General features: G+C 37.9%; 11 protein-coding genes and 2 pseudogenes. 12 read left to right on the top strand and 1 reads right to left on the bottom strand.

The annotated features are described in order from the left end of the window. From ABV001_RS11305 to ABV001_RS11250, 12 genes and pseudogenes are all read left to right on the top strand, one after another. Positions 1-130: pseudogene (locus ABV001_RS11305) on the top strand (IS1595 family transposase); the annotation flags it as partial. Between the two features lie 28 nt (positions 131-158). Next, positions 159-665 (top strand): DUF3408 domain-containing protein, encoded by a 507-nt coding sequence (locus ABV001_RS11300; RefSeq protein WP_352422902.1) that lies wholly within the window; start codon positions 159-161, stop codon positions 663-665. Between the two features lie 230 nt (positions 666-895). Then, the gene (gene mobA, locus ABV001_RS11295) at positions 896-1,333 is read left to right on the top strand and encodes a conjugal transfer protein MobA (RefSeq protein ID WP_352422901.1); all 438 of its coding nucleotides are present in this window, start codon (positions 896-898) and stop codon (positions 1,331-1,333) included. Positions 1,334-1,391: 58 nt separating this feature from the next. Next, complete coding sequence (locus ABV001_RS11290) at positions 1,392-1,592, top strand: helix-turn-helix domain-containing protein (RefSeq protein ID WP_352422900.1); 201 nt, start codon at positions 1,392-1,394, stop codon at positions 1,590-1,592. Between the two features lie 2 nt (positions 1,593-1,594). Next, positions 1,595-3,160 carry a type I restriction-modification system subunit M gene (locus tag ABV001_RS11285; RefSeq protein ID WP_352422899.1) on the top strand — a complete coding sequence of 522 codons (1,566 nt, stop codon included), beginning with the start codon at positions 1,595-1,597 and terminating at the stop codon, positions 3,158-3,160. 2 nt (positions 3,161-3,162) lie between these two features. After that, positions 3,163-4,284, top strand: coding sequence for a Fic family protein (locus ABV001_RS11280; RefSeq protein WP_352422898.1), 1,122 nt, complete (start codon positions 3,163-3,165; stop codon positions 4,282-4,284). 272 nt (positions 4,285-4,556) lie between these two features. Next, complete coding sequence (locus tag ABV001_RS11275) at positions 4,557-5,714, top strand: restriction endonuclease subunit S (RefSeq protein WP_352422897.1); 1,158 nt, start codon at positions 4,557-4,559, stop codon at positions 5,712-5,714. After that, positions 5,707-6,750 carry an AlbA family DNA-binding domain-containing protein gene (locus tag ABV001_RS11270; RefSeq protein ID WP_352422896.1) on the top strand — a complete coding sequence of 348 codons (1,044 nt, stop codon included), beginning with the start codon at positions 5,707-5,709 and terminating at the stop codon, positions 6,748-6,750. The genes ABV001_RS11275 and ABV001_RS11270 overlap by 8 nt, the downstream gene beginning before the upstream one ends. Before the next feature lie 2 nt (positions 6,751-6,752). Further along, complete coding sequence (locus ABV001_RS11265) at positions 6,753-9,983, top strand: type I restriction endonuclease subunit R (RefSeq protein ID WP_352422895.1); 3,231 nt, start codon at positions 6,753-6,755, stop codon at positions 9,981-9,983. 6 nt (positions 9,984-9,989) lie between these two features. After that, positions 9,990-10,898: an endonuclease NucS domain-containing protein gene (locus ABV001_RS11260; RefSeq protein ID WP_352422894.1), complete on the top strand. Its 909-nt coding sequence runs from the start codon at positions 9,990-9,992 to the stop codon at positions 10,896-10,898. 89 nt (positions 10,899-10,987) lie between these two features. Then, entirely contained in the window at positions 10,988-12,256 is a 1,269-nt protein-coding gene (locus tag ABV001_RS11255) for an ATP-binding protein (RefSeq protein WP_352422893.1), read from the top strand. Positions 12,257-12,278: 22 nt separating this feature from the next. Then, the gene (locus tag ABV001_RS11250; RefSeq protein ID WP_352422892.1) at positions 12,279-12,401 is read left to right on the top strand and encodes a hypothetical protein; all 123 of its coding nucleotides are present in this window, start codon (positions 12,279-12,281) and stop codon (positions 12,399-12,401) included. 35 nt (positions 12,402-12,436) lie between these two features. On the opposite strand, the pseudogene ABV001_RS11245 reads toward ABV001_RS11250, so the two are convergent. Further along, positions 12,437-12,644, bottom strand: a pseudogene (locus ABV001_RS11245) (IS1595 family transposase); the annotation flags it as partial.

The raw sequence follows: 12,644 nt of genomic DNA, 5'->3' as shown, positions 1-12,644 counted from the left end.
CAATGAATTCTGTTATAAGTTTAACCGGAGATTCTTCCCGGACAAACTTTTCGACAGGCTGGTCATTGCCGCTGTCTCGTACAGCCCCGATTTCAAATCGAAAATTTACAATAGGTCATATTGCGGATAATCATATAATTTATAAAACAGAGCTTATCATGAGAAAAGAGCAAGACGAAGTGAATTTGAGCGATATTGATGCAAACTTTATCATATCCTCCTTCAAAAACAAAGAGAGAAGAAACAACCCAAGTATGCCTGCCCGTCCACTCCTTCCTCCTCAGGAGGAAGAGAGGCTTCGACAGGAAAATGATTTACCTAATACAACAAGTGAATCAACTATTGCTGATACTGATAATGTCGATAGTCAATCAGATGCAGATAATTCTCCTATTAAACCAATTGTAGCTGATGATAGCACGAAACGAAGCAGCCCTCGTCAACGTAAAGCCGCTTTCGAGGAATATAGAGACCTGTATCTTACAACACCAAAGATCAAACACCGAAAACCTGTTTTTATCAGTGAGGAGTTAAGAGAACGATTAGACGAGATAGCACGGAAACTTGGAAACAAAGGAATGAGTGCCTCCGGCTTTTTGGAAAATATGGCTATTCAACACCTTAAAGTGTTTGGAGAAGATATTGAATATTGGCGGAAAATGTAGCTGTACTACAACTATCAATTACACTAAATAAAGTGGGAACATCACCTATCAAAGTTTTCAGCTCAATGGTATCGAAGATACGTATTTGCAAACAGCAAATAGCAAGCTGTGTTTTGAGTAACTCATTTCATTTCGGGTTACTCAAAACGCTTGCCCCACAAGGGGGATAATCACACTCCGAAGTCGTGCGATTTTTACTAATGGAGGCATTGCCTCATACAATAAATAATATGAAAGAAGAAGTCAGAAAAAAGAAATGGAATAAGGGCGGTCGCCCTCCTAAAAACGATCCGGCAAAGAACTGTGTCATGGTTCGTTTTTCAGATCAGGAATATGCTCAATTCTTATCAATGTTTGAAGAATCCGGTGTTTATGCTAAAGCTATATTTATCAAAGCAAGGGTTTTTAAACAACCCTTTCGGGTTGTGAAAACAGATAAAGGAGCCATAGAATATATCTCAAAACTAACCCAATTATACGCTCAATTCCGTGCAATTGGTGTCAATTACAATCAGATAGTGAAGCTACTTCATACTCATTATTCCGAGAAAGCGGCACTCTCAATGCTTTATAAACTAGAGAAAATCACAATCGAACTCGTTACTACAAACCAACAAATAATGGAATTGTCTCAAAGGTTTGAACTGGAATATCTAAAAAGAGGGTGATTCTTATTATTATCCCGCAATATTTCCTAACTTTGAGAGCAAATTAAAATTCTTATTTATGAATCGAATCAAAGAGGTTCTTAATGAAAAAGGGATCAAACAAACATGGCTTGCTGAAAAACTGGGTAAGAGTTTCAAAATGGTTAATGCGTATGCTTGTAACCGGAAACAACCGAGTTTGGAGACTCTATTTCAGATTGCAGAGTTGTTGAATGTGAATGTGAAGGATTTGATTGTGGATAAAAACGAAGAAGAATAGAGATGGCAAAGAAAAACGGGAATATGGCAGAAGAGCCTTTGGAAAAGCAACTTTGGAAAACAGCAGATAAACTGCGAAAAAATATAGATGCAGCCGAATATAAGCATATTGCATTGGGACTTATTTTTCTTAAATACATTTCCGATGCATTTGAGGAACTGTACGCTAAACTGAAAGCAGAGGAGGCTAACGGTGCCGATCCGGAAGATATTGACGAATACAAAGCGGAGAATGTATTCTTCGTTCCCAAAGAAGCACGTTGGGAATATCTTAAATCGCAGGCGAAACAACCCACTATCGGTAAAACGGTTGATGCGGCAATGGATGCCATAGAAAAAGAAAACAGTTCGCTCAAAGGCGTACTTCCTAAAGTATTTGCTCGACAGAACCTCGACCCGACCAGTTTGGGTGAGCTAATAGACCTGATAGGTAATATCGCTTTGGGCGATGCAAAAGCCCGTAGTGCGGATGTTTTGGGGCATGTGTTCGAATACTTTTTGGGAGAATTTGCTTTGGCTGAAGGCAAAAAGGGTGGACAGTTCTATACACCTCGAAGCGTGGTAGAATTGCTGGTAGAAATGCTTGAGCCTTATAAAGGGCGTGTACTTGACCCTTGTTGCGGCTCAGGTGGAATGTTTGTACAGTCAGAAAAATTTGTTGCTGACCATCAAGGGCGTGTAAACGATATTTCAATTTACGGACAAGAGAGCAATCAAACTACTTGGCGATTATGTAAAATGAATCTTGCCATTCGTGGAATTGACAGTTCGCAAGTGAAGTGGAATAACGAAGGCTCTTTTCTGAATGATGCACACAAAGATTTGAAAGCAGATTATATCATCGCTAATCCTCCGTTTAATGTAAGCGATTGGGGTGGTGATTTACTTCGGAAAGACGGACGTTGGCAATATGGTGTCCCGCCAACAGGGAATGCAAACTTTGCTTGGTTACAGCATTTCATCTATCATCTATCACCGAGCGGACAAGCTGGGGTAGTATTGGCAAAAGGTGCGCTGACTTCTAAAACTTCGGGTGAAGGAGAAATCCGTAAATCTCTTATTGAAGCCGGATTGGTAGATTGTATTGTTAATCTTCCGGCAAAACTGTTTTTGAACACACAAATCCCGGCTGCTTTGTGGTTTTTAAGTCGTAATCGTACCAATGGAAAATTTCGCAATCGCAGTGAAGAGATACTGTTTATTGATGCTCGAAATTTAGGACACTTAATTAATCGTCGCACACGGGAGTTGTCTAACGGTTCAGAAAATCCGGAAGATAATGATATTGCAAAAATAGCTAACACCTATCACAATTGGCGGAACCCTGACGGACAATACGAAGACATACCGGGCTTTTGCGCATCCGTCTCTATTGAGCGAGTGAAAGAATTGGACTATGTACTTACTCCGGGACGTTATGTAGGATTGCCGGACGAAGAAGACGATTTCAATTTCAATGAACGTTTTATTGCATTAAAAGCCGAGTTTGAAGCACAATTGAAAGAGGAAGAACGATTGAATAAGCTGATTGCAGAGAGTTTGAGTAAAATTACCTTAAAATCAGAGTAATAATGGAATATAAGATACCTACATTGCCGCTTGATACAGATGTGGAAACAAAAGCTGTTTTACGTCAATTGAGTGCTGCAAACAGAAGATTGGCAGAGCTAAAAGGCGTAGCTCTTACTATCCCTAATGAAAATATATTAATCAATACTTTGATCTTACAGGAGGCAAAAGATAGTTCAGCGGTTGAAAATATAGTTACTACTCATGACGATTTATATAAAGCAGAGCTAAGTTTTGAAAACATGGCCATTCCTGCATCTACAAAAGAAGTGTTAAGCTATGCAGAAGCATTAAAATATGGTTTTCAGTTGATTAGGAAAAATAAGGTGTTGTCGAATAACAATATAAAAGAGATTCAAAAAAGACTTGAAAAGAATACAGCAGGTTTTAGAAGTGTTCCCGGAACTACGCTGAAAAATCAATCAGGAGAAGTTGTTTATACACCACCTCAAGATAAGAGTGTGATTGAAGATAGCATGGAAAATCTTGAAACTTTCATCAATGATAACGCTGTTAGCGATTTAGATCCATTGATCAAGATGGCTATCATACATCATCAGTTCGAAAGTATCCATCCTTTTTACGATGGTAACGGACGTACTGGTCGTATTATCAATGTGTTGTATTTGGTAATAAACGATTTGCTCGATTTACCAATACTTTATTTGAGTCGCTATATTATCTCAAATAAAGCAGAATATTATCGATTAATCCAGTCGGTTCGAGAAACAGGTGATTGGGAAAGTTGGATTTTGTTTATTCTGAAAGGAGTTGAAGAAACAGCACAGCAAACGATTACCCTTGTAAAAGGAATCTCTAAATTAATGCTCGAGTATAAAATACAGGTACGAAATATTTTGAAAAAAGCATATAGTCATGAGCTTTTGAATAATCTGTTTAGTCATCCTTATACAAAAATAGATTTTGTTATGGCGGATGTAGATGTTACTCGTCTTACAGCAACATCTTATTTGAATAAATTGGTAGAAGCCAGACTATTATATAAAATTAAATCCGGAAAATACAATTATTATCTGAATATGCCATTGATCCAATTATTAATAAGCAATAGTGATGATTCAAAAAAAATACAAGTAGAACAAATAGAATCGGTCAATGAATAACATGTATAACAAACACGCTTTTTATATACATACACGGGACAACATGTATAGAAAAACGACATTTCCTATATACGTTAATGATTATATGTATAGATTTTCCTCCTTTTCTATATATATGAACAACGTACATAGAAAACCTGCTAAATATGGACATGTACATGTAAATGTAGATTTATGTACTAAAGACAAAGAACGTGTGCATGAAAGTGCTGTTTTGTGTACATATAAAGATAAACGTGTACGCGGAAATAAGGTTTTGCATACCTATCAAAATGGATATAATGAGGGAGTGGAAAGAATATAGATTTTCTGACTTTGTAGATATAAATCCTACAGTCAAATTGTCCAAGGAAGAAAAAATTTCTTTTGTTGAGATGAAAGATCTCAATGATGGCAAAAGATATTGCTGTCCTTCGCGAGAAAAAGAATTGTCGGGAGGAAGCAAATTTAATGAAGGAGATACTCTTTTTGCCAGAATAACTCCATGTTTAGAAAATGGAAAAATATGTCAAGTAAAAGGTCTTAAAAACGATCAAGGCTTTGGCTCTACAGAATTTCTTGTATTTAGAGGGAAAACACAGATATCCGATTCTGATTTTATCTATTATTTATCACGTTGGGACGATGTTAGAAGTCATGCAGAAATAAATCTTGATGGAACTTCTGGAAGGCAAAGAGTTCCAAAGGAAGCCTTTAATGATTTAACACTTCTACTTCCTTCACTCCCCGAACAAAAAGTTATAGCTTCCGTATTAAGCAGTCTGGATGATAAAATAGACTTGCTCCATCGCCAAAATGCCACACTGGAGAAAATGGCAGAAACGCTTTTTAGACAGTGGTTTGTGGAAGAGGTGAAGGAAGAGTGGAAAATGGGACAGTTAAGCGATGAATTTGACTTTACAATGGGAGCTTCTCCTCCTGGAGAAAGTTATAATGAAGATGCAATAGGTACACCTATGTATCAAGGAAATACAGATTTTGGTTTTCGCTTTCCTACAAATAGAGTCTTTACAACAGATCCTAAAAAATTTGCAGAAAAATATGACACATTGATAAGTGTCAGAGCTCCTGTTGGAGAACAAAATATGGCAAATGAAAAATGTTGTATCGGACGTGGAATTGCTGCATTTAGATATAAAAAAGACAAATCCTTTTATTCTTACACATACTACAAATTAATGTCATTAATGGAAGAAATAAAACAGTTTAATGAAACGGGAACTGTTTTTGGGGCTATTAGTAAAACAGACTTTGAATCAATAGAAATCATGATACCTGATAATAAGTCAATTGTTGAATTTCAGAATACAACAAGAAATATTGACCTAAAAATACAAACAAATACAGAACAAATTCACACTCTCACCTCCCTTCGCGATACCTTATTGCCGAAATTGATGTCAAACGAAGTAAAGTTGACTTATGAGTGATAAATTAAATATGGAAGTTATTACCGATCTTCTTAAAGTAAAGAATGATGGTGTTTTATATCGAAGAGAAAGTCAAACATTAGAATTTAAGGAATCTTTCAACTTTGCAGGATTGGCAGACTATTTTCGCGATTTTGCCGCATTTTCCAACAATAAAGGAGGATACCTAATTTTTGGAATTAAGGATAGACCCAAGCGTGAGTTAGTTGGGTTGTCTACTAGTGCAAAAGATCAGTTTGAAAAACTAGACCCCGAAATGATATCAGGGTATATAAATGATATTTTTTCTTGTTGCATAGAGTGGGAACATGATGTTTTTAATTTGAATGGGAAAGATTACGCTGCTTTTTATGTATACGAAGCAGACATGAATATAAAGCCAGTGATATGCAAAAAAGATGAGGGCAAAGACAACATTCTTAAAAATGGAGAGATCTATTATAGATATGGAGGGAGAACTCAAAAAATACAACATGGAGAGTTGGAGGCGATTATTAATAGGCGTATAGATTATTTTAATAAACAATGGATTGATCTTGTGCAGAAAATAGGGAAATCTGGACCTCAGAATGCAGCAATCCTAGATACAGAAAAAGGTGCAATTACGAAAGGTGAAAATCAAATCTTAGTGGTGGATGAAAAATTGGTGAGGAAAATCAAATGGATCAAAGAGGGAGAGTTCTCTGAAAAAAAAGGAACAAAAACTCTTAAGCTGATAGGAGAAGTTCAGCCTGTTGATGCAATAGAGGTTGTTAGAACCGAAAAAGTAAATAGGTTAAAAGAATATCCTCTTTCTGCAAAAGAGTTAGCCAATGAAATTAAAAAAAGAAATAACAAAATTGGACAAAACGATATTTGGAGAATTATAAAAGAAAATAACATAAAATCTGATCTTACTTATGCCTTATATAATTTCAGAAATAAAAGTCAGGAAGAAGAATATAGTACTTCGGGTAAAGTCTCTAATGGGGTACCATCTATATACAAACAAACAACAGTTGATTATATAATTCAGATTTACATAAACGAGATATAACCATGACCCGAATCACCGAATCCCAAATAGAAGAACTCGCCATAGAACTACTCCAAAAGCAAGGTTATCAACACATTTATGCTCCGGACATCGCTCCTGATGGGGAAACGCCGGAGCGTGAAAACTACGAGCAAGTTATATTGATAGAACGTTTGCGTAGAGCGGTAGGTCGTATCAACAAGTCTATTCCCATTGAGCAACAGGAAGAAGCTATTCGTGAGATTCAGCGAATTGCTTCACCTGAACTGATAGCAAACAATGAAACTTTTCACCGTTATTTAACGGAAGGTGTTCCGGTAAGTTATCACCAAAATGGCGGCGAACGTGGCGATTTTGTTTGGTTGATTGATTTTGAGAATCCGTTGAATAATGATTTTATAGTTAGTAATCAATTTACAGTTATTGAGAACAATCATAATAAACGGCCTGATGTTTTGTTGTTTGTCAATGGTTTGCCTTTGGTGTTGGTCGAATTGAAAAATGCAGCAGACGAAAATGCTACTGTACAATCAGCTTTTCGACAGATCGAAACATACAAAACACAAATACCTTCACTGTTTACATATAATGCATTATTAATCATATCCGATGGATTGGAAGCCAAAACAGGTTCGCTTTCTGCCGGACTAAGCCGTTTCTTAGCCTGGAAATCGGCAGATGGAAAAGCTGAAGCTTCTCATTTAATTAGTCAATTGAAAACATTGATAACCGGAATGCTTAATAAGGAGACCTTGCTTGATTTGATTCGTCATTTTATTGTATTCGAAAAATCAAAGCAAGAAGACCCTAAAACCGGGATCGTAACCATCAATACAGTAAAAAAAGTTGCAGCCTATCACCAATATTATGCGGTAAATCGCGCTGTCGAATCTACACTCAGAGCTTCCGGGTATATAAAAAAAGAGTTTAAAAATCTCGTACAAGAGCCTCCTGTCAGTTATGGCTTGCCGGATGTAGACAGTCAACCCATTGGCGACCGCAAGGGAGGAGTTGTTTGGCATACGCAAGGCAGTGGAAAGTCGCTTTCCATGGTATTCTTTACAGGGAAATTGGTATTGGCAATGGACAACCCAACTATTGTAGTGATTACCGACCGAAACGATTTGGACGATCAGTTGTTTGATACATTTGCCGCTTCCAAACAATTATTGCGACAAACGCCCATACAAGCCGAAAATCGTTCTCATTTGAAAGAATTATTGAAAGTCGCTTCCGGCGGTATCGTGTTTACAACCATACAAAAATTTAATCCCGAAGAGGGCAATGTATATGACTTGCTTTCCGATCGGGAGAATATCGTAGTCATAGCCGATGAAGCCCACCGTACACAATATGGTTTTAAGGCAAAAACGGTAGATGATAAAAATGAAGCAGGGGATGTTATTGGCAAGAAGACTGTTTATGGATTTGCCAAATATATGCGAGATGCCTTACCTAATGCAACTTATTTGGGCTTTACGGGTACGCCAATTGAAAGCACGGATGTAAATACGCCTAAAATATTCGGTAATTATGTCGATATATACGACATAGCACAAGCAGTAGAAGATGGTGCGACTGTCCGGATTTATTACGAAAGCCGTTTGGCAAAAGTAAACCTTAGCGAGGAGGGTCGCCGGTTAGTCGAAGACCTCGATAGCGATTTGGAGCAGGAAGACCTGACAGACACACAAAAAGCAATTGCCAAATGGACACAGTTAGAGGCGCTTGTTGGAAGTGAAAACCGGATAAAGAAAATTGCCAACGATATTGTCAATCACTTCGAAGAGCGTCAATCTGTTTTCGAGGGAAAAGCCATGATCGTTACCATGAGCCGTCGCATTGCTGCCGAATTGTACGACGCAATTATTGCCCTAAAACCCGAATGGCATTCCGACGATTTGAATAAAGGCGTAATTAAAGTGGTGATGACAACAAAATCTTCGGATGGGGCAAAAATAGCGAAACATCATACCACTAAAGAGCAGCGCCGAAGGTTGGCCGAACGAATGAAGTCGCCCGACGATGAATTGAAGTTAGTGATTGTTCGCGATATGTGGCTGACGGGTTTTGATGCTCCGAGTATGCATACACTCTATATTGACAAGCCAATGAAGGGACACAACCTGATGCAGGCTATCGCCCGTGTGAATCGTGTATATAAAGATAAACCTGGAGGATTGGTTGTTGATTATCTGGGCATTGCCTCCGATTTAAAGAAGGCACTTTCGTTCTATTCTGATTCCGGAGGTAAAGGTGACCCTGCTATTGCTCAAGAGCAAGCAGTTTCCTTAATGCTGGAGAAATTAGAGGTGATATCCAACATGCTTCACGGTTTCTCTTATGAAGATTATTTCGAATCGGATACATCAAAGAAGCTAAATACGATACTTGCTGCAGAAGAATATATCTTAGGCTTAGAAGATGGTAGGAAACGGTTTATCAATGAAGTTACAGCACTATCAAAAGCATTTGCCATAGCCGTTCCGCATGATCAGGCAATGGATGCGAAAGATGAGGTTGCGTTTTTTCAAGCAGTAAAAGCTCGCCTTGCAAAATTTGACAGTGACAGTGACGGAGGCAGACGTTCGAATGAAGAATTGGAAACAACCATTCGTCAGGTAATTGACAAGGCATTAGTTAGCGAACAGGTGATTGATATTTTTGATGCTGCCGGGTTAAAGAAACCGGATATTTCCATTTTGTCTGAGGAATTTTTGTTGGAGCTGAAAGGCATGGAACATAAAAATATAGCACTGGAAGTGCTCAAAAAACTGCTTAACGATGAAATTAAGAACCGTGCAAGGAAAAACTTAGTCAAGGGTAAATCATTCATGGAAATGTTAGAAAACTCCATTAAGAAATACCACAATAAAATACTTACTGCTGCCGAAGTGATCGAAGAACTCATTGCATTAAGCAAAGATATAACTGCTATGGATAATGAGGCAAAAGCAATGGGATTGACTGATTTTGAATATGCTTTTTACACTGCTGTTGCCGATAATGAAAGCGCCAGGGAACTGATGCAACAAGACAAATTGCGTGAGTTGGCAGTTGTCCTTACCGAAACAATACGCAATAACGCTTCTATTGACTGGACAATCAAAGAAAGTGTAAAAGCAAAACTGAAAGTATCTGTAAAACGATTACTTCGAAGATTTGGCTATCCACCCGATATGCAAATGCTGGCAACAGAAACTGTATTGAAGCAAGCGGAAAAGATTGCAGATGAATTGACAAGAAACAAATAAAAGTATATGAAAATTTTTCAACAAAACAAAAGCGATTTAAAGGGTTTAAAAGAAAAACCCTTTAAACTCGAAAAAGAGATTCAGAAGATCGTTGAAAATAACTTAGATCAGGTATCGGGCTATCAAGTAATCAAATCCGAATTTACCATCAAGAGTAATCGTATTGATACGTTGGCTTTCGACGAAGAAAATCGTTCGTTTGTGATCATAGAATACAAGCGTGATCGAAACTACAGCGTGGTTGATCAAGGTGTTTCATATCTTAACTTGATGCTGGAATACAAAGCTGATTTTATTGTCGAATATAACGAATCGCAAAAGAATAATCTCAAGCGTAATGAGGTAGATTGGTCGCAAAGCAAGGTCATATTTGTTGCTCCTTCGTTTACCGATTTCCAACGACAATCTTCAAATTTTAAAGATCTTCCCATTGAACTTTGGGAAATAAAGCGTTTTGAAAATGAGATAATTGTGATTAACCCAGTAAAGAAATCACAATCGGCTCCAAGTATAAAACAAGTCCAAACAAAGGAAGATTCAACTATCGGAAAAGTGGTTGAAGAGATAAAGGTATATACAGAAGAAGATCATTTAGCCGGGAAATCCGAAGAAATAATCGAATTATATGAAACTTATAAGAATGCAATTCTGAATTTAGCGACTGATATAGAACTATTCCCAAAGAAATTATACATTGCATTCAAAAAAGACAAAAACCTCGCCGATATCCATGTGCAACAAAAAGGATTGAAAATATGGATTAATATGCATAAAGGAGATTTGGATGATCCCAAAAATATAACCAATGATGTATCTCGTAAAGGGCATTGGGGAAATGGGGACTATGAAGTGATTGTTTCAGACACACAAAATCTGGAATATATCATGAGTTTAATAAAACAAGTAATCGGTTAAATTGTAATATGATCAACCAGCAAGAAATACTTCAACTCCTCACTGACACTGAATGTCATAGCGTAGAACGGACAACGTCCAAGAACGATATGGATAAGTTTTGTCAGGCGATATGTGCTTTTTCTAATGATCTTTCGGGTGATGGAAAGAATGGCTATTTGATGATTGGCGCACATGATAATGGAGAGTTGAGCGGATTAAAAGTAGATGATACCTTGTTGTTGAAGATTGCCAATATCCGAACAGACGGAAATATTCTTCCTCAACCGTTGATGACTGTTGAAAAATTTTCTTTTGAAGGTGGAGAACTGCTTGTTGCCGAAGTACAACCGTCTGAATTTCCTCCGGTGCGTTATAGAGGACGTGTTTGGGTACGGGTTGGACCTCGGAAAAGCCCGGCTTCTGAAATGGAGGAGAAAATTTTGACTGAAAGACGTTTATCAAATGTTCGCACGTATGATGCCAAACCCTGTCTTGGTGCTTCCTTGAAAGACTTGGATGTCTCACTTATCAAAAAAGAGTTTCTGCCTAAAGCGGTAACAGAAGATATATTGGCGGAAGATAAACGTTCTATAGAGGAACAATTAGCTTCGCTTGGCTTTTTTGACTTGAGATATAATTGCCCGACTGTTGGTGCGATTGTTCTTTTCGGAAATAATCCGGAAAGATATGTGCATGGTTCGTATGTTCAATATGTGCGTTTTAAAGGTTTAGACCGGTCAGGCGATATTATTCATGAGTTTAAGTTTGACGGAAACTTATGTAAATCACTTCCGAAGATAGATACATTTATTGAAACAAGTGTATCGACCAAGCGCCCTATTCCGGTGAGTGTTCTGCGAGAAGAGATTGTCTCCTCCTATCCCTATTGGGCAACACGTGAGCTTTTGATGAATGCGATCATGCACCGCGATTATGACTCAAACTCTCCTATTCAGTTTTATGAATACGATGACCGGATTGAGATTCAAAATCCGGGGGGATTGTATGGTAAGGTCAGTCCGGATAACTTCCCTAACGTAAGTGATTACCGGAATCCGTTTATTGCAGAGGCAATGAAGGTCTTGGGGTACGTGAATCGTTTTAGTAGAGGTGTCTATCGGGTTCAAAAGGAATTGAAAGAAAATGGGAATGGAGAAGCTAAATTTGATTTCTCTTTGCGTACTGCTTTCAGGGTAGTGGAAAATATATCAAAGAAGTATTTCGAGGAAGGATTTGGGGCTGACAACCCAGAAAACACCCAAGAACATCTGGGAGATAGGGAAAACGCCCAGAAAACACCCAAGAAAACACCCAAGAAACACCCAAGAAACACCCAAGAATATTCAAGACGAAATAATAGAAGCAATAAAGAATAACCCTTCTATTACTCGCAAGGAATTGGAAGTCTTATTAGACCGTACGCCTGATAGCATAAAATATCACTTGGCTCAATTGACTAAAAAAGGTGTCGTGAAACATGAGGGAGCTACCAAATCGGGAAAATGGATTATACTAGAATAGCTTATGGCAAAATCTGAACTAAAAAAATTATATGATTATCCGCAATATGACCTATTGTAAATTTTCGATTTGAAATCGGGGCTGTACGAGACAGCGGCAATAACCAGCCTGTCGAAAAGTTTGTCCGGGAAGAATCTCCGGTTAAACTTATAACAGAATTCATTGAGGTAGTATTGCAGGTATTCTGGTTTGAGTTTATTGTGGTGCACGTCCAGTAGCAGCCGTTTGACATTGCTGATTGCC

It is taken from the genome of Proteiniphilum sp., assembly GCF_040307845.1.
In the GTDB taxonomy this organism is placed as follows: domain Bacteria; phylum Bacteroidota; class Bacteroidia; order Bacteroidales; family Dysgonomonadaceae; genus Proteiniphilum.
The sequence above is the reverse complement of the archived record's forward strand: the minus strand, read 5'-3'. Positions and strand labels throughout refer to the sequence as shown.

Bases quoted from the DNA above. Each gene is read 5' to 3' on its own strand.
- ABV001_RS11260 (WP_352422894.1), top strand. From the start codon at position 9,990: ATGAAAATTTTTCAACAAAACAAAAGCGATTTAAAGGGTTTAAAAGAA.
- ABV001_RS11265 (WP_352422895.1), top strand. From the start codon at position 6,753: ATGACCCGAATCACCGAATCCCAAATAGAAGAACTCGCCATAGAACTA.
- ABV001_RS11285 (WP_352422899.1), top strand. From the start codon at position 1,595: ATGGCAAAGAAAAACGGGAATATGGCAGAAGAGCCTTTGGAAAAGCAA.
- ABV001_RS11270 (WP_352422896.1), top strand. From the start codon at position 5,707: ATGAGTGATAAATTAAATATGGAAGTTATTACCGATCTTCTTAAAGTA.
- ABV001_RS11275 (WP_352422897.1), top strand. From the start codon at position 4,557: ATGGATATAATGAGGGAGTGGAAAGAATATAGATTTTCTGACTTTGTA.
- mobA (WP_352422901.1), top strand. From the start codon at position 896: ATGAAAGAAGAAGTCAGAAAAAAGAAATGGAATAAGGGCGGTCGCCCT.
- ABV001_RS11290 (WP_352422900.1), top strand. From the start codon at position 1,392: ATGAATCGAATCAAAGAGGTTCTTAATGAAAAAGGGATCAAACAAACA.
- ABV001_RS11280 (WP_352422898.1), top strand. From the start codon at position 3,163: ATGGAATATAAGATACCTACATTGCCGCTTGATACAGATGTGGAAACA.
- ABV001_RS11300 (WP_352422902.1), top strand. From the start codon at position 159: ATGAGAAAAGAGCAAGACGAAGTGAATTTGAGCGATATTGATGCAAAC.
- ABV001_RS11255 (WP_352422893.1), top strand. From the start codon at position 10,988: ATGGATAAGTTTTGTCAGGCGATATGTGCTTTTTCTAATGATCTTTCG.